The sequence below is a fragment of the Rhizobium sp. WYCCWR 11152 genome, from assembly GCF_013087615.1.
GTDB lineage: Bacteria > Pseudomonadota > Alphaproteobacteria > Rhizobiales > Rhizobiaceae > Rhizobium > Rhizobium indicum.
The window spans coordinates 221,365-237,359 of sequence record NZ_JABFCP010000011.1 but is presented as its reverse complement, the minus strand read 5'-3'; the positions used below and the strand labels follow the sequence as shown (position 1 = coordinate 237,359).

The 15,995-nt window shown below is 62.8% G+C and carries 13 protein-coding genes; 8 read left to right on the top strand and 5 right to left on the bottom strand.

Annotated elements, in window-relative coordinates; all coding sequences use genetic code 11:
* Window positions 1-257 precede the first annotated feature (257 nt).
* The 3 genes from G9X67_RS22665 to G9X67_RS22655 form a co-directional block, all read right to left on the bottom strand.
* Window positions 258-4,052, bottom strand: coding sequence for a peptidoglycan-binding protein (locus tag G9X67_RS22665; protein WP_171599739.1), 3,795 nt, complete (start codon window positions 4,050-4,052; stop codon window positions 258-260).
* 329 nt (window positions 4,053-4,381) lie between these two features.
* The gene (locus tag G9X67_RS22660) at window positions 4,382-4,747 is read right to left on the bottom strand and encodes a VOC family protein (protein WP_171599738.1); all 366 of its coding nucleotides are present in this window, start codon (window positions 4,745-4,747) and stop codon (window positions 4,382-4,384) included.
* A gap of 102 nt (window positions 4,748-4,849) precedes the next feature.
* Complete coding sequence (locus tag G9X67_RS22655) at window positions 4,850-5,551, bottom strand: SDR family NAD(P)-dependent oxidoreductase (protein ID WP_171599737.1); 702 nt, start codon at window positions 5,549-5,551, stop codon at window positions 4,850-4,852.
* 272 nt (window positions 5,552-5,823) lie between these two features.
* Here G9X67_RS22655 and G9X67_RS22650 point away from each other — a divergent pair, with 272 nt between their 5' ends.
* The 6 genes from G9X67_RS22650 to G9X67_RS22625 all read left to right on the top strand — a co-directional run bounded on the left by G9X67_RS22650 (window position 5,824) and on the right by G9X67_RS22625 (window position 12,718).
* On the top strand, window positions 5,824-7,620 hold the full coding sequence (locus G9X67_RS22650) for an acyl-CoA dehydrogenase C-terminal domain-containing protein (RefSeq protein ID WP_171599736.1): 1,797 nt from the start codon (window positions 5,824-5,826) through the stop codon (window positions 7,618-7,620).
* Window positions 7,621-7,720: 100 nt separating this feature from the next.
* Complete coding sequence (locus tag G9X67_RS22645) at window positions 7,721-8,929, top strand: acetyl-CoA C-acetyltransferase (protein ID WP_171599735.1); 1,209 nt, start codon at window positions 7,721-7,723, stop codon at window positions 8,927-8,929.
* 2 nt (window positions 8,930-8,931) lie between these two features.
* Window positions 8,932-9,315 carry a cupin domain-containing protein gene (locus G9X67_RS22640; protein WP_138334494.1) on the top strand — a complete coding sequence of 128 codons (384 nt, stop codon included), beginning with the start codon at window positions 8,932-8,934 and terminating at the stop codon, window positions 9,313-9,315.
* A 16-nt stretch (window positions 9,316-9,331) separates the two neighbouring features.
* Entirely contained in the window at window positions 9,332-11,545 is a 2,214-nt protein-coding gene (locus G9X67_RS22635; RefSeq protein WP_171599734.1) for a 3-hydroxyacyl-CoA dehydrogenase NAD-binding domain-containing protein, read from the top strand.
* A gap of 118 nt (window positions 11,546-11,663) precedes the next feature.
* Complete coding sequence (locus tag G9X67_RS22630) at window positions 11,664-12,227, top strand: YdeI/OmpD-associated family protein (protein ID WP_138334492.1); 564 nt, start codon at window positions 11,664-11,666, stop codon at window positions 12,225-12,227.
* Between the two features lie 281 nt (window positions 12,228-12,508).
* Window positions 12,509-12,718 carry a cold-shock protein gene (locus G9X67_RS22625; protein WP_003545273.1) on the top strand — a complete coding sequence of 70 codons (210 nt, stop codon included), beginning with the start codon at window positions 12,509-12,511 and terminating at the stop codon, window positions 12,716-12,718.
* A gap of 420 nt (window positions 12,719-13,138) precedes the next feature.
* Here G9X67_RS22625 and G9X67_RS22620 read toward each other — a convergent pair whose 3' ends face one another.
* Complete coding sequence (locus G9X67_RS22620; RefSeq protein ID WP_138334491.1) at window positions 13,139-13,582, bottom strand: MarR family transcriptional regulator; 444 nt, start codon at window positions 13,580-13,582, stop codon at window positions 13,139-13,141.
* A 115-nt stretch (window positions 13,583-13,697) separates the two neighbouring features.
* Here G9X67_RS22620 and G9X67_RS22615 point away from each other — a divergent pair, with 115 nt between their 5' ends.
* The gene (locus G9X67_RS22615) at window positions 13,698-14,102 is read left to right on the top strand and encodes a GFA family protein (RefSeq protein ID WP_138334490.1); all 405 of its coding nucleotides are present in this window, start codon (window positions 13,698-13,700) and stop codon (window positions 14,100-14,102) included.
* A 108-nt stretch (window positions 14,103-14,210) separates the two neighbouring features.
* Window positions 14,211-14,654, top strand: a complete 444-nt coding sequence (locus G9X67_RS22610) for a nuclear transport factor 2 family protein (protein ID WP_138334489.1) — start codon at window positions 14,211-14,213, stop codon at window positions 14,652-14,654.
* Window positions 14,655-14,660: 6 nt separating this feature from the next.
* Here G9X67_RS22610 and G9X67_RS22605 read toward each other — a convergent pair whose 3' ends face one another.
* Window positions 14,661-15,863, bottom strand: a complete 1,203-nt coding sequence (locus G9X67_RS22605; RefSeq protein WP_138334488.1) for an MFS transporter — start codon at window positions 15,861-15,863, stop codon at window positions 14,661-14,663.
* Window positions 15,864-15,995 lie beyond the last annotated feature (132 nt).

The following is a 15,995-nucleotide window of genomic DNA, read 5'->3' as shown; positions in this document are numbered from 1 at the left end:
ATGCGCACCATACTGTGAAATCGTTGCCAGAGGCTTTCGATCGGCCCCGTGATTAGCCATAGAGATTGACGGAGAGATCGGTGGCAGAGGATTCGCCAGATGCGCGGATCGATATGTCCGGGCATAATCCGGCTTTTTTCAGGTTTTGTGACAGACGACGGCAAAATTGGAAAAAGCCTTGCGGCATAGTGCCGCCAGGCGTTTTTCATCGCAGGAACAGAGAGTCCAGACGATCCCGCGTCGATGCGACGCGGGCCTCAGATTGCCTTGCTGCCCTGCTTGTTGCGTTCGAGCAGCGCCTTCACGGTCGCGTCGGTCACCTTGCCGTCCGGCTCCTGGCCGACGGACTTCTGGAAGTTTTTGATCGCGGTCACGGTCTTCGCGCCCATTTCGCCGTCCGGCACGCCGGCGTCGAAGCCGTTATTGTTGAGGATCGCCTGGATGTTGCGGATCGCCTTCTTCATATCGACGCTCGCCGTCTTGGCGCCGGTTCCCGCCCATTCGTCGGGGATGTCGATGGCGTTCGTGCGGTGGTCGACCGGCTCCGCCTTCCAGAGATCGGCCTTGGCGCGCGCCCGTTCGAGCTGGTCGGGTTTCATGGCTTTGGCCACTTCGTCGCGCTTCTGCGCCGCATCCTTGTCGCCGCCCTTGGCGGCGATCGCAAACCACTTGTAGGACTCTTCGAGATCCGCCGGAACGCCGTTGCCGCGTGCGCAGAGGATTGCCAGGTTGAACTGGCTGTCGGTGATGCCGAGGTTCGCAGCCTTGGTGAACCACGAGGCGGCCGTCGCATAATCCTGTTGGCCGAGGGCGCCGGAGGCGTAGAGCACGGCGAGATTGTGCATGGCGCTGGCATTGCCCTGGTTTGCCGCCTGCTCGTAAAAACCCTTCGCCTTGGCGATGTCGCGTTCGACGCCGTTGCCCTTCTCGTACATGCTGCCGAGCCGGTATTCGGCCGGCGCAAAGCCCTTGTCGGCTGAAAGCTGGTACCAGCCTGCGGCCTGCTTCTGATCGACCGTCATGCCGTTGCGGCCGTCCGAATAACGCGCGCCGATCTCAAACAGCGCCAGCGCATCCCCGCCGCTCGCCGCATCGGCAAGCGATTTCGGCTGGACAGTGTCGGGAATGGTGATGGCAGCCTGCGGCGCGGGTACTGCTGCAGCCGGCGCGTTCGGAACGAAGCCCGATGTCTCCTGTGCCGCGCCCGACGAACCGGGAGGGGCAAGGGTCGCTGCCCCTTCGCCGTCAAGCGGCGCCACGTCGGTCAGATGCTCGCCGGCGTCAGGCGGGGTTGCTTCCGGCTGCGCCTGTTCGGCGGCGGGTGGTACAGATTCCGCTGCCGGAGCGGTCGTTCCGAGAGCGGCGGCATCCGGCTGGGCAGGTGTCGCGTCAGGCAAGGCCGGCGCTGGGTTTTCCGCGCCGGTCAACGCCGAGACTTCTGCCGGCGGCTGCGGCGCGCGCTCGCCGCTTGTCAGCGTTCGGGCAAGCGGAAAGGCCATGATGGCGAGCAGCACGGCGCCGACCGCCAGCAGGATCGGCCGCCGGTAGCGCGAAAAGGCACTGGTCTTGCCCGTCTTGTCAGAAGCCTTGCCGGCCTTGTCGGCATTTGTGCCCTTCTTCTCTGCCTTGCCGGCTGCCTGCTTCGGATTGGCATCCACTTCCATCGCGGCCGCCTGCGCCGCACGGCGCGCGGCAGCGATATAATCGGCGCGATCGGTTTCGCCGGCAGGTTTGCCGCGTGCCGCATTCTGGCTGGCGCGAACCCGTTCAAGGATCTTCTTCACGTCAGGTGTGCCCGAGCCCGGCTCGAGCAGTTCGTTTGCCGCATCCGTCGGCACCACATCGGTGGGATCGATCGACGGCGCGGGGTCGATCATCGGTCGTTCGATCGTCCGGCTCTCGGCCTTCTTGCCGGGCAGCAGCCGCTTGCCAAGGCTGGCGAGCAGGCTGGCCTTTGCCGGTACCTGTGTCCCTGCCGATGTCGCAGCTTCCGTCGTCCTGGTCGCGGCTTCGATGGCGATCGCGCTCGTTCCGCTCATGGCGGCGGCTTGTGCTGGGGCGGCCGGTTCGGCGGCGACTTCGGCCGTGCGGATAACAGGAGAAGCCTTCGCTGTCGGGGCAGCGGCCGGTGTCCTGTTCATCTCCGCTTCGGCCACCATCAGCGCATAGGGATCGACATCGAAATCGACCTCGGCGACCGGCATCTGGGCGGCCGGCCGGCCGCGATCTTCCATGCCGTCGAGCCGGTCGGCGATATGCACCAGCGTCTCGTGCAGCGCCGTGAAAGTCTTGTGGGTGCGTTCCTCGCTGTCGCGGCTGAGATCCTCGAGGTGGCGAAGATCCTCGGCCAGCGCCGTCAGCGCCGACATGTCGGCGGCAGGCATCGCACCCTGCGGGCCGCCATGACGCGAATAGGCCTCGACCACGGCCTCTGCCGCCTGGCGTGCCGCCTCGATGATATATTCGTCGCTCGTCGCCATATAGTCTTCGATCGCGCCCATGCGCTGGTCGAGTTCGGGGGGTATTACAGCGCTTTCGCGCGGCGCGCTCATCAGTGCAGAAAGATTGGCGATCTGGTCTTCGAGGTTCTTCAGCGCGCGCGGATCGGTCGGCGCCGCCGATGTGCTCTCTTCCAGCCGGGCGGCGATGTCGCTCAGCCGTCCTTCGAGACGCCGGAAGGCGCCGTCGTCGACTACCGCGGCCGGTGCCGGCGCCTGCTGCTGATGGGCCATCTCGTCGATGCGCCGGGCGAGATGATCGAGCCGCTGCGCCAGCACGTCGTTGACGGCGCCGTTCTCAAGCGCGTCGATCTTGCGAGAAATGTCGGAAAGCGTGCCGGTGAGGTCGGCCTGCGGCGCCGTCTCCTGCGTGCGCTCCAGCAGATAGGAGAGATGTTCCAGCCGTTCGTCGAGCCGCGACGTCGCTTCCGCCTTCGTCAGCTCCTCGACGCGTCCCGTCAACGCTTCCAGCCGGATCGCCAGCTCGTCGGCCGGGTTCACGCGGCTCGCCGCATCATGGCTCATCAGGTCGATCTGGTCGGCCAGCGCTGCAAGCCGGCTTTCCAGCCGCTGCATCAGGCCCGGATCGTTCGCAGTCGCCGTGCGCCCGCTTGCCGCGATTGCCCGGCTGATCTCGTCGAGCCGCATGTCCATGGCGGCGAACTGCTCGGACATGACCCGGTCGTGTGGCTGGATCATATTGCCGAAATGCTCCATCGCCGTGGCGATCGAGATCAGCTTGTCTTCCAGCGCCCGAACGGCCGGGCTTTCGCCCATGCCGCCGATATGGCGTTTGATGTCGTCGAGCCGATAGGCGAGCGCAACGAGCTCTTCCTGGAGCCCCTCGGTATCGAGCGCCGCAAGCCGGTTTTCGAAGCCGTCCCAGCGGTTTTCCATATGGCGCAGCGAATCTTCGCGCGCCAGCCCGTCCATCAGCGAGCGCAGCTCTTCGAAATCCTCGCGAAGGCCCGTGGCCTCCGGTGCGGCGGAGCGGCCGGTCAGCTGGGTGATGCTCTGGGCAAGGCGGCCCATATCGGCGCGCATGTCGTCGGCGAAACGGCCGTCTCCGGCATTTGTCTTGATGTCGCGCAGCTCGGTGCGCAGCGCGTTCATTTCGCGGGTGACGCCCTCGGAAATGTCGCGCTTCAGGTCCTGCCGCAGATTGACGAGCGCCTGGGCGATCTCCGTCATCGTGTCGTCGCCGGCGCGAAAGGCGGGTGCCGGCACTGGGGCGGCGGCGCGTGGCGCTGGTTCGCGAATCTGCGGAGCCTGCTCGCGTGCGTAAGGCCGCTCGCGGCCGGCTTCAAGCGCGCGCTGGCGTTGACGGATTTCGGCAAGCGGATCCGGCCGCGGCTCAGGCGGGGCCTTTGTGGGCCGGGGAGCTTGGGAAGCGACATAAGGATCGCGCTCTGCCGGTGCCGTGCGCGGCCGCTGTTCGCGCCCGCTGCCCATCAGCCCTTCGATGCGCGCCTCCAGCCCTTCGATCGTGCGGTTTAGCGCATCGAGCGAGGTCCTGTCGGACTGTCGGGAAGGATTTGATCGCGATCCGTTCATCTTCTTGCTCGCTTCGACTGCTCGACCCCTCGTCAGAGCTCGATCTTTGGCTTTTCGTCTGCTGCCCGCGTGTTTGCGCGGACCGGAGCGCACCATTCATAAGACGATAGTCAATTAGACTTTCCTCAAGCTGAACGGGGTAGCGGCATCCTTAGGGAACGCGAGACTGGGAAAAGGAATGCGGATCGCTACTGCTCAATCCGCACCTTTCACGAAACGTGGTAAACAAGCCGTTAATGCCGATGGGAATTTTTTAACGTTTGTGTTCCAAACGCCGTTTTTGGCGGCAATTGCTGTTCAATTCGTCAGATCGAATGGCGGCGGCGCGCTCAGGCGGGCCTGGGATATTGCAGCTCGATCTTCACGCCCTCGGGGCCGTAGACGAAGACCTGGCCGAGATCGGTGTCGGGAATATCGTAATATTCGAAGCGATAGCCGCCAGCCTTGATGCGTTCCAGCGCCGGCCCGAATTCGTAAAGGCTGAAGGCGACATGGTTGAAGATGCCGGGCGGAAAATCGGTGCTGCGCGATGTCAGGCTGAGATGGATGACCGGGCGTTCGTCCAGATAGAGCCAGTGGCCGGGCGTGGCGAAGGGCGGCCGATAGCCTTCCCTGACGCCGAGCACGGTTTCCAGGAAGGCGATCATCTGAGGCGCATCGCGGGTCTCGATGGTGACATGGTCCAGACGCGGCATCGGTATCCTCCCAGCTTGCCTTGACGGCAAAGCCTAACCCGTCTGAGAGTGTCGTGAAAGTTGCTTCCCCTGCGGCGGCAGGCCGCGGCCAGGGAGGGAGACTTAGAAGCTCTCCGTCCAGGGCCGGACTTCCACCTCCAGCGACCATGCGCTGCGGTGCTGGCGAAGCACATCGATATAGGTCTGGGCGATCGCATCCGGCAGCAGCGTGCCATCCGGCTTTTCCGCCCGGTCCGGCCGGATCTGCGAGCGCACCGCGCCGTCGATGACGAAATGCGCGACATGGATGCCCATCGGCCCGAGTTCGCGGGCGGCACTCTGGGCAAGGCCGCGCAGCGCAAACTTGCCCATCGCGAAGGGGGCAGATTGCGCAAAGCCCTTCACGCTTGCCGACGCGCCGGTGATGAGGATGGCGCCGCGGCCGCGCGGGATCATCCGCCGCGCCGCCTGCTGCACCACCAGGAAGCCGCCGAAAGCGGTGGTCGCAATCGCCTTCTCGACCTCGGCGGGATCGAGTTCGGCGAGCGGGCCACGCTGACGGGCGCTGGCATTGAAGATCACCACGTCAGGTCCGCCGATTGCGGCGGCAGCCTCTTCGAAAAGCGCTGCGACGCTCGCAGGTTGCGAGACATCTGTTGTAAAGGCACTGGCACCGGTCTCCTCGACCAATGCCCGGAGCTTTTCAATATTACGGGCGGCAAGCCCGACCTTGACGCCCTGCGCCGACAATTGCCGGGCAAGCGATGCGCTGATGCCGGAGCCCGCGCCGACGATCAGCGCACTCTCATAGGGAAAATCGGTCATGATGTCTTCCTCGATGAATCGTCCCAAAGACTTAGGAAGTCCGAACGACTTGCGCCACTGCCCGGCCGCGACTCCGTTCCGTGATGGACAAGGAAGATGAGATGGCGTCTGCTCCTCTCAGTACTTCATGGCTCGCGGATTCGTGCCCTCGAATTTTTTCAAGAAAAGACGACACAAGCGCAGAATTTGACGTTTACGCAAACGTCAATATTTTGTAAGACAGTGCCCAAGGCCGGCGCGATCCGGTCAGTCGAATGGGAGGAATTTGAGAGATGCCAGTCTACAAGGCCCCGGTGAACGATACGCTTTTCGTCCTCAACGACGTGCTGGGTCTCGAACGCTATAACAATCTGCCGGGTTTTGCCGATGCGACCCCCGATATGATCGAAGCGATCCTCGGCGAGGCCGGAAGGGTTGCAGAGGAAGCTCTCTTTCCGCTGAACTATTCCGGCGACCAGGAAGGCTGCACGCGCCACGACGATGCGAGCGTCTCGACGCCGAAGGGTTTCAAAGAAGCGTATAAAGCCTATCGCGAAGGTGGCTGGATCGGCCTTGCTGTGCCGGAGGAATTCGGCGGGCAGGGGCTCCCCTATACGCTGCATACCGCCGTCGGCGAATATACCTCGGCCGCCAACATGTCGCTGATGATGTATCCGGGCCTGACGCAGGGTGCGATCGCAGCACTTCTCGTCCATGGCTCCGACGAGCAGAAGGCCACCTATCTGCCGAAGATGGTGGACGGCACGTGGTCCGGCACCATGAACCTCACCGAGCCGCATTGCGGCACCGATCTCGGCATGCTGCGCGCCAAGGCGGTGCCGCAGGCTGATGGCAGCTACAAGATCTCCGGCCAGAAGATCTTCATCTCCGCCGGCGAGCACGACCTGACCGACAATATCATCCATCTGGTGCTGGCCCGCATCGAGGGTGCGCCCGAGGGCACCAAGGGAATCTCGCTCTTCATCGTCCCGAAATTCCTCGTCGGCAAGGACGGCGCGGTCGGCGCCCGCAACGCTGTCTCCTGCGGCGCGATCGAGCACAAGATGGGCATCCACGCCAACGCCACCTGCGTGATGAATTACGACGAGGCGACCGGCTTCCTGATCGGCGCCGAAAACCGCGGCCTCAACGCCATGTTCGTGATGATGAACGAGGCCCGCCTGATGGTCGGCCTGCAGGGCATCGCCATTTCCGAGATCGCCTATCAGAACGCCGCCAGCTATGCCCGCGACCGCATCCAGGGCCGCTCGCTGTCCGGCCCCAAGGCGCCGGACAAGAAGGCCGATCCGATCATCGTCCATCCGGATATTCGCCGCACGCTGATGACCATCCGCGCTTTCAACGAGGCCGGCCGCGCCTTCCTGCTATGGACCGCGCTCAAGTCTGATATCGCCCACCGCGCTAGCGACGAGAAGGAGCGCCAGACGGCCGACGATATTCTTGGCCTCGTCACCCCGATTCTCAAGGGCGTGATGACCGACAAGGGCTTCGATCATGCCGTCATGGCCCAGCAGGTCTTCGGCGGCCACGGCTATATTGAAGAGCACGGCATGAGCCAGTATGTGCGCGATGCCCGCATCGCCATGATCTATGAAGGCGCCAACGGCATTCAGGCGCTCGATCTCGTCGGCCGCAAGCTGGCGCTGAACGGCGGCCGCGCCGCCATGGCCCTCTTCAAGGAGATCGGTGATTTCTGCGAGGAGAACCGCAGCAACGAAAAGCTCTCCTTCTTCACCAAGCATCTGAAGAAGGGCTTGAACGACGCCCAGGGCGCGACCATGTGGTTCATGCAGAACGCCATGGCCAAGCCCGACAATGCCGGCGCCGGCTCGACCGACTACATGCACCTCTTTGGCCTCGCCATTCTCGGCTATATGTGGGCAAAGATGGCCAAAGCCGCCGAGGATGGGCTTGCATCAGGCGATGTGGCTCGCGAGGATTACCTGAAGAAAAAGCTGATCACCGCCCGCTTCTTCATGGAACGCCTGATGCCGGAAACCGCACTTCGCAAGGCCCGCATCGAAGCCGGCGCCGACACGATGATGGAACTGGCCGCCGAAGCGTTTTGAGACGGTTCTCCCTCCCCCTTGTGGGGAGGGTTGGGGAGGGGTCTTTTCTCCTCCCGCCAAGATTTGAGGCAAGATAGATTGCCGCCAGGGAGATGAGACAATGACCGAGGTTTTCATTTACGACCACGTGCGTACGCCGCGCGGCCGCGGCAAGAAGGACGGGGCCTTGCATGAGGTGCCTTCCGTCCGCCTCGCGGCAAAGACGCTGGAGGCGATCCGCGACCGCAACGGGCTCGATACGCAAACGGTCGACGACATCATCATGGGCTGCGTCGATCCGGTCATGGATGCCGGCGCCGTCATCCCCAAGGCTGCCGCCTTCGAAGCCGGTTACTCCACCAAGGCGCCCGGCATGCAGATCTCCCGCTTCTGCGCCTCCGGTCTCGATGCGGTCAATTTCGGCGCCGGCAAGATCGCGCAAGGGGCCGACGATATCGTCATCGCCGGCGGCGTCGAAAGCATGTCCCGCGTCGGTCTCGGCATGTCCGGCGGCGCCTGGTTCATGGATCCTTCGGTAAATTTCCCGGCCTATTTCATGCCGCAGGGCGTCTCGGCCGATCTGATCGCCACCAAATATGGCTTCAGCAGAACGGATGTCGATGCTTACGCGGTCGAGAGCCAGAAGCGTGCCGCCCATGCCTGGGAAAACGGCTGGTTCGACAAGTCGGTCGTCCCGGTCAAGGACCAGAACGGCCTGACGATCCTTGATAAGGACGAGCATATGCGCCCCGGCACCGATATGCAGGCGCTCGCCTCCCTCAATCCATCCTTCCAGATGCCCGGCGAGATGGGCGGCTTCGAGGCCGTCGGCATTCAGGCCCATCCGGAGATCGAGCGCATCAACTATGTCCATCATGCCGGCAATTCCTCCGGCATCGTCGATGGCGCCAGCGTCGTCCTGCTCGGCTCCAAGGCCGGTGGTGAGAGCATGGGGAAAAAGCCGCGCGCCAGCATCAAGGCTTTCGCCAATATCGGCTCCGATCCGGCCCTGATGCTGACCGGGCCTGTCGACGTCACCGAGAAACTGTTGAAGCGGACAGGCATGAGCCTGTCCGACATCGACCTCTTCGAACTCAACGAGGCCTTCGCTGCCGTGGTGCTGCGCTACATGCAGGCCTTCGACATCGACCATGACAGGATCAACGTCAATGGCGGCGCCATCGCCATGGGCCATCCGCTCGGCGCCACCGGCGCGATGATCCTCGGCACGGTGCTCGACGAACTTGAACGCCGCGACCTCAACACCGCGCTGGTGACGCTCTGCATCGGCGCCGGCATGGGCACGGCAACGGTTATTGAAAGGGTCTGACGATGGGCTTTAACACCGGCACGATCGAAACCGAATATGCCGAGGTCAGCGAGCACTGGTCGCCCCGCGTCATCGCCGATCTCAACGGCCAGAGCGTCAAGCTCGCCAAGGTCCAGGGCCAGCTCGCCTGGCATTCGCACCGCGACGAGGACGAGCTCTTCCTGATCTGGAAGGGGGCGCTTACCATCGAATATCGCGACCGCCCGCATGTGCATCTCAAGGCCGGTGATTTTCATGTCGTGCCGAAGGGTGTCGAGCATAATCCTGTTGCGCAGGAGGAATGCTGGATCGTGCTCTTCGAGCCGTCGCAGACCAAGCATACCGGCGATGTCGTCACCGAAAAGACGAAGACCTTAGACGCGCAGCGCAGCCATTTGCCGGCCTGATCGGGGAGGAAACCCAATGACCTACACCAATTTCACGCTCGAAACCGACGCTGACGGCATCGCTCTCGTCACCTGGGACATGCCGGGCAAATCGATGAACGTCTTCACCGCGGAGGTGATGGCCGAGCTCGACGCCATCATCGATGCCACGACCGCCGATGCCGCCATCAAGGGTGTCGTCTTCACCTCGGGCAAGTCTTCCTTCTCCGGCGGCGCCGATCTGTCGATGATCAAGTCGATGTTCAGCTCCTATCAGGAGGAGAAGGCAAAGAGCCCGCAAACGGCCGTGCAGAACCTCTTCGGTCTGGTCGGCCGCATGAGTGGCCTGTTCCGCAAGCTCGAAACATCGGGCAAGCCCTGGGTTTCCGCCATCAACGGCACCTGCATGGGCGGCGCTTTCGAACTGTCGCTTGCCTGCCACGGCCGTGTCGCCTCCAATGCCAAGAGCGTCAAGATCGCGCTGCCCGAAGTGAAGGTCGGCATCTTCCCCGGCGCCGGCGGCACGCAGCGTGTGCCGCGGTTGGCTAACGCCCAGGATGCGCTGCAGATGATGACCACTGGCCAGTCACTGACCGGCTCCCGCGCCAAGGCGATGAACCTCGTGCATCAGGTGGTCGAGCCCGATCAGCTGATCCCGGCCGCCAAGCAGATGATCAAGGATGGCCTGAAGCCGGTTGCCCCCTGGGACGAGAAGGGCTTCAAGGCGCCTGGCGGCGGCATCTGGACGCCGGCCTCCGCCCAGCTCTGGCCGGCAGCCCCGGCAATCCTGCGCAGGGAAACATCGGGCAATTATCCGGCAGCGCTTGCCATCCTGAAATGCGTCTATGAAGGCCTGCAGGTGCCGTTCGACACCGGCCTGAAGATCGAGCAGCGTTATTTCACCGAGGTGCTGCAGACCCGCGAAGCCTTCTCGATGATCCGTTCGCTGTTCATCTCCATGCAGGAGCTCGGCAAGGGCGCCCGCCGCCCGGCAGGTCACGCCAAGACCGAGCTGAAACATATAGGCGTCGTCGGCGCCGGCTTCATGGGCGCCTCGATCGCTTATGTCACCGCTGCCGCGGGTATACCGGTGACGCTGATCGACCGCGACATCGAAGCGGCGACCAAGGGCAAGACCGTCTCCGAAGGCCTGGTCAAGGATTCTGTCGGTAAGGGGCGCCTTACGCAGGGTGAGGCAGCCGCATTGCTCTCCCGCATCACACCCTCGGCCGACTATGCCGACCTCACCAATGCCGATCTCGTCATCGAGGCGGTGTTCGAGGACCGAGAGGTGAAGAAAGCGGTCATCGAGGCGGTCGAAGCCGTGCTGCCGGAAGGCGCGATCTTCGCCTCCAATACCTCGACCCTGCCGATCTCGGGTCTCGCCAAGAATTCGAAACGCCCTGCCGATTTCATCGGCATCCATTTCTTCTCGCCTGTCGAGAAGATGATGCTGACCGAGGTGATCCTCGGAAGCGACACCGGCGACAGGGCGCTGGCCGTCGCTCTTGATTATGTCGCAGCCATCAAGAAGACGCCGATCGTCGTCAACGACACCCGCGGCTTCTTCGTCAATCGCTGCGTGCTGCGCTACATGTCGGAAAGCTACGACATGCTGATCGAGGGCGTGCCGCCTGCGATGATCGAGAACGCCGCCAAGATGGCCGGCATGCCGGTTGGTCCGCTGGCGCTCAACGACGAGGTCGCCATCGACCTCTCGCTGAAGATCCTCAAGGCGACGGTCGCCGATCTCGGCGAAAAAGCCATCGACCCCAGGCATATGGAGCTCATCTCCCGCATGGTGGAAAAGGAGGGCCGCTTCGGCCGCAAAAATTCCAAGGGTTTCTATGACTATCCGCCGAAACCGGCGAAGAAGTCCCTCTGGCCCGACCTCAAGACCCTCTACCCGCAGAAGCAGGCGGACGAGGTCGACGTCAACGTCCTGAAGCAACGTTTTCTCGTCACCATCGCGCTCGAAGCCGCCCGCACGGTCGAGGAAGGCATCGTCACCGATCCGCGCGAAGCGGATGTCGGCTCGATCCTCGGATTCGGCTTCGCGCCCTATACCGGCGGGGCGCTGAGCTATATCGACGGGATGGGCGCAAAGGCTTTCGTGGAACTGGCTGAAACGTTAGCTAATACTTACGGAAGTCACTTCAAGCCGACGCCGCTGCTGAAGGACATGGCCGCCAAGGGCGAGACGTTTTACGGTCGGTTCGACCCCTATGCGAAAGTGGGGAAGGCGGCTTAGGCCGCCTTTTAAGCTATGCCGCTCTTGCCGGATTTCAAATGTTGAATGGGACAGGGTGACGACGGTAATCTGAACCGCAAGCAACACACGCTTCGCTGTCACCCGGACCGGACCGCCCATGCAACCATCCACCGACATCCTCGCCTTCGCCGATCCGATGGAGTGGGAATCCTGGCTCTGCCTGCATCATGCGGCATCGACCGGCGCCTGGCTGAAGATCGGTAAGAAAAATCCGAAACGAACTCTCATCACCATCGACGAGGCGCTGGATGTGGCGCTCTGTTACGGCTGGATTGACAGCCAGCGCAAGGGGTTTGACGCGCATTCCTACCTGCAGCGTTATTCGCCCCGGCGCGCCAAAAGTCCGTGGTCCAAGCTCAATGTCGATCGTGTCGCAGCACTTGCAGAAACCGGGCGCATGCGGCCCGCGGGCCTTGCCGAAGTCGCTGCCGCCAAAGCCGACGGACGATGGGCTGTCGCCTACGCTCCGCAACGCGATGCCGGCCTGCCGGACGATCTGGCGGCGGCGCTCGCTGAGAACGCTGCCGCCGGCGCTGCCTTTGCGCGGCTCGACAAGACCGGCCAATATGCAATCGTCCTGCCGCTCCTGAAGGCAACGACCCCGGAAGTGCGGGTCGCCCGCCTCGGCAAGGCGATCACCAGGTTGGCGCAGGCGGAATAGGCGGTATTCTCAGCTTCTGCAAAAAATCTCGTCCTCGGTTTTCCGCGCCGCGCGGCAGGCAAAGACCCGTCCGCGGTGTCTGAAACGTCACCGATTTCCCTAGCTGCGGCCTTGTCACGGACACAATTTCCGATTACATATCCGCGCATCGATCTTGCTAGATGAACTTTGAAACGGCCTCGTGTCGTTCCTGGCGAACTTCCTCCAAAATCGGTTTTCATCGCTGCTCGGCATTTATCCGAGCTGCATTCTTCTATGAACGATTCGAAAAGGATATCGTCATGAGCACAGGTACCGTAAAGTGGTTCAACGCAACCAAGGGCTTCGGCTTCATTCAGCCGGATGACGGCGCAGCCGACGTTTTCGTCCACATCTCCGCCGTTGAACGCGCTGGCATGCGCGATCTCAAGGATGGCCAGAAGCTGTCTTACGAGCTCGTCCGCGACAACAAGTCCGGCAAGATGTCGGCAGACCGCCTCCAGGCGGCCTGAGCCTTCAAGGCTCTAAATATCATCTCCGGATCGTGACCACGGATGTACTGGCACGGTTCGTTGAGATAGCAGGGAAGGTCGGGTTAACCCGGCCTTTTTTTGTGTCTGGTTGGATGATGCTGTGCCCGATTGGCGGAGTAGCCGGCATCGCCTTGGCACATAGGACGTGCCGTGTAAGCCCCCCTCTGCCCTGCCGGGCATCTCCCCCACAGGTGGGGAGATCACAAGTGGCTTGAACTTCGTATCCATCTATCGTTTCGTCGTGCTGGACGCCGATTGTTTGGGGAAGCCAGTGAGCCCAGCCAATCTCCCCACCTGTGGGGGAGATGCCCGGCAGGGCAGAGGGGGGCGGCCACGGCATGACCTTAGAGAATCGTTCGTTTCGCCAAGCCGAGTGCGTCGCTAACGACAACAAGTCGCTCAACCGCCGGCCGCCTCGCCACCCTCCAGCATCTCCATGACCCGCGCCATCACCGCCCGCGCCGCATCGAGTTCCGCTGACGTAAACGCGGCGCCGAGCCCGTCCGCCCACCCGGCTTGCGCAATCTCGATGGCACCCAGCCGCGCCGCCCCTTCTTCCGTCAGTCGTACCAGCTTGGCGCGCTGGTGCTGCGGGTTGTCGGCATAGGCGATCAGCCCTTCGCTCTCCAGCACGTCGGCAAGCCGCTGCACACCCTGGCGGGCGAGGCCGAGCGCACGGGCGATCTGCGCCACCGACATGTTGCCGCGCCTTGCCGCGGCCAGCACCTGCCAGCGCGCGCTGGTTTGCCCTGCCGGCTTTGCCAACTGGTCGCCCGCCGCCGTCAGATGGCCGGCGAGGCGAAGGGCGGTGATCGCGAAAGCGGAAAAAGCATCCCCCTCCATCGTCCGCTCCGGTCGATTTTGTTTGACAACATGTTGTCGATTTTGTATCTCATCCATAATGACAACATATTGTCATATCCGAAAACTGAAGGCAACGCCGAAGGAGGAGAACGCCATGAAGAAAACCTACAAGGGAAGCTGCCATTGCGGCAAAGTGCACTACGAGGTGGACATGGACCTCGATGAGGGCACCGGCCGCTGCAATTGTTCGATCTGCGCCAAGCGCCGCTATTGGGGCGCCAACGTCAAGCCGGAGGATTTCCGGCTGATGTGCGACCAGGCGGAAACGTCCGACTATCAGTTCAACACCAAGAGCGGTCATCACCGCTTCTGCCGCACCTGCGGTGTGCCGGCCTATGGCGACGGTTATGTCGAGCAGATCGGTGGCGCCTATGTCTCGATCAACATCGCCTGCCTTGACGATATCACACCCGAGGAACTGGCGGCGCTTCCAATTCGTTACGCCGACGGCAGGCACGATGCCTGGTGGAACGAACCGGCGGCGACGAGTTATCTCTAATGCATGATGCGAGCGGTTTCGCACAACATCATGCTCAATTTCAAAAGTCGCTGTCGAATTGCCGTCCTCCCATTCGTCCTATGTCCATAACGGAGAAGGAGACCGATTGTGAAAGACCAAGCGAATGTCAGGATCGACGAAGAGGCGATCATCGCCATGCTGATGATGCGCGCCAAGGCGCTGGGCGAAAAGAATGCCAAGGACGCGCTTTCTTACGAGGCGGAGGATTCCGTCGAGTTTTCGCTGGCGCCGCCGCTTGCCTATTACGGCCAGGACGAGGCGGGCCTGCAGGCCTGGTTCGATACCTGGGAAGGCCCGATCGGCGGCGAGGTCCGCGATGCCAGGCTCACAGCCGGCGAAGATGTCGCTTTCTGGAGTGGCCTCATGCACATGACGGGAACCAAGACCGATGGCGCCGAGGTCGATCTCTGGTTTCGCCAGACGCTGGGCCTCGTCAAGCAGGATGGCCGATGGCTGGTTGCCCACCAGCACGCCTCGGTGCCCTTCGCCATGGACGGCAGCGGCCGGGCGCTGCTGGATCTCAAACCGTGAAGACTGTCAGGCAGCACTCCCCGCGATCTTGCGCCGGTCGGCGCGAATGCTCATCAATCCGACGCCCATCAAAAGCAGGATCGCCGTCGCATAGATATCGGTCGTCAAGGCGTAACCGGCCGATTTCGCTAGGAACCCGGCCAGGATCGCCGGCAGGCTGAAGGCGAGGTAGCTCTGGACGTAGAAGGCCGATAGCAGCCCGGCCCGCTCGTCCGCCTTGGCAAGCGGCATGATGGTGCCGATCGAACCGAGGAAATTGGTGCCGAAACCGACGCCGGTAAAAACTGTGCCAACGAGCAACAGCGGCACACTGGCAAGATGCACGCCGGCAACGACGGTCAGGATGCCAAGCGTCTTGGCCGACACGCCGAAAGTGAGATTGGCCGAGGCCGTCTTGCTGCGCCTGAGATAGACGGCGATTGCTCCGCTTACCATCAGCGCAGTGACGACGGCCCCACCCGTCAGCGGCGCCCGGCTGCCGGTCGTGCTGGCGACCAAGGATGGGACCAGCGAGAGATAGAAGCCGGCAAGCGTCCAGTTGGCGATATTGATCGGGGTCACCAGCGAGAGCGGCCGCTTCACCTGCTTGGGAATGGTGACCCGCGGTATCAGCGAGCCGAGCGCGCCCGGCCGCGTGCCGCCGGTCTCGCCTGTCAGCCAGATGGCGGCCGCCTGCAGCGTGAAGGCGATAAGCAGTAGTGCATAGATCAGATGCATCGGGAAGGGGCCATATTGGATCAAGGCGCTGGTGCCGACGGCACCCACCGCCATGCCGCAAAGCGGCGCGATCGAGTTGACGATCTGGCCCTTTGCCCGGTCGACATCGACGAGCGCCGCTCCGATCGAGGCGCCAGCGATTCCCGTTGCCAGTCCCTGCACGATCCGTGCTGCAATCAGCCAGCCGGGACCGCTCGCGACGACGAAGAGGCCCATGGCGGCGATTTCGAGCACGAGGGCGAAAAAGATCACCGGCTTGCGGCCGAGATGATCCGAGATGGAACCGGCGATCAGCAGCGCCGCCAGCAGCGCGAAGGCGTAGACCGCGAAGATCACCGTGATCAGCACCGGCGAGACGGAAAAACTTTCCTGATAGATCCGGTAGAGCGGCGTCGGCGCCGCGGAGGCGCCGAAGAAGGTCGCGAGCGTCAGCGCATGAAAGCCGATCCAGGGGCGCGGCGAATTCTCGGTGGATTTGGCTGCGGCGAACATATATAAGCCCCTTAAAGCTAAGCTGTTGCGTTAGCTTAGGTAGAGCAACTGCTTTATAAAAGCAAATTATTTGCGTTAATAGGTCTGTCAAAGATTTTGAACCATCGGTGCCAAGGAGAGAAAGTCGGGTTG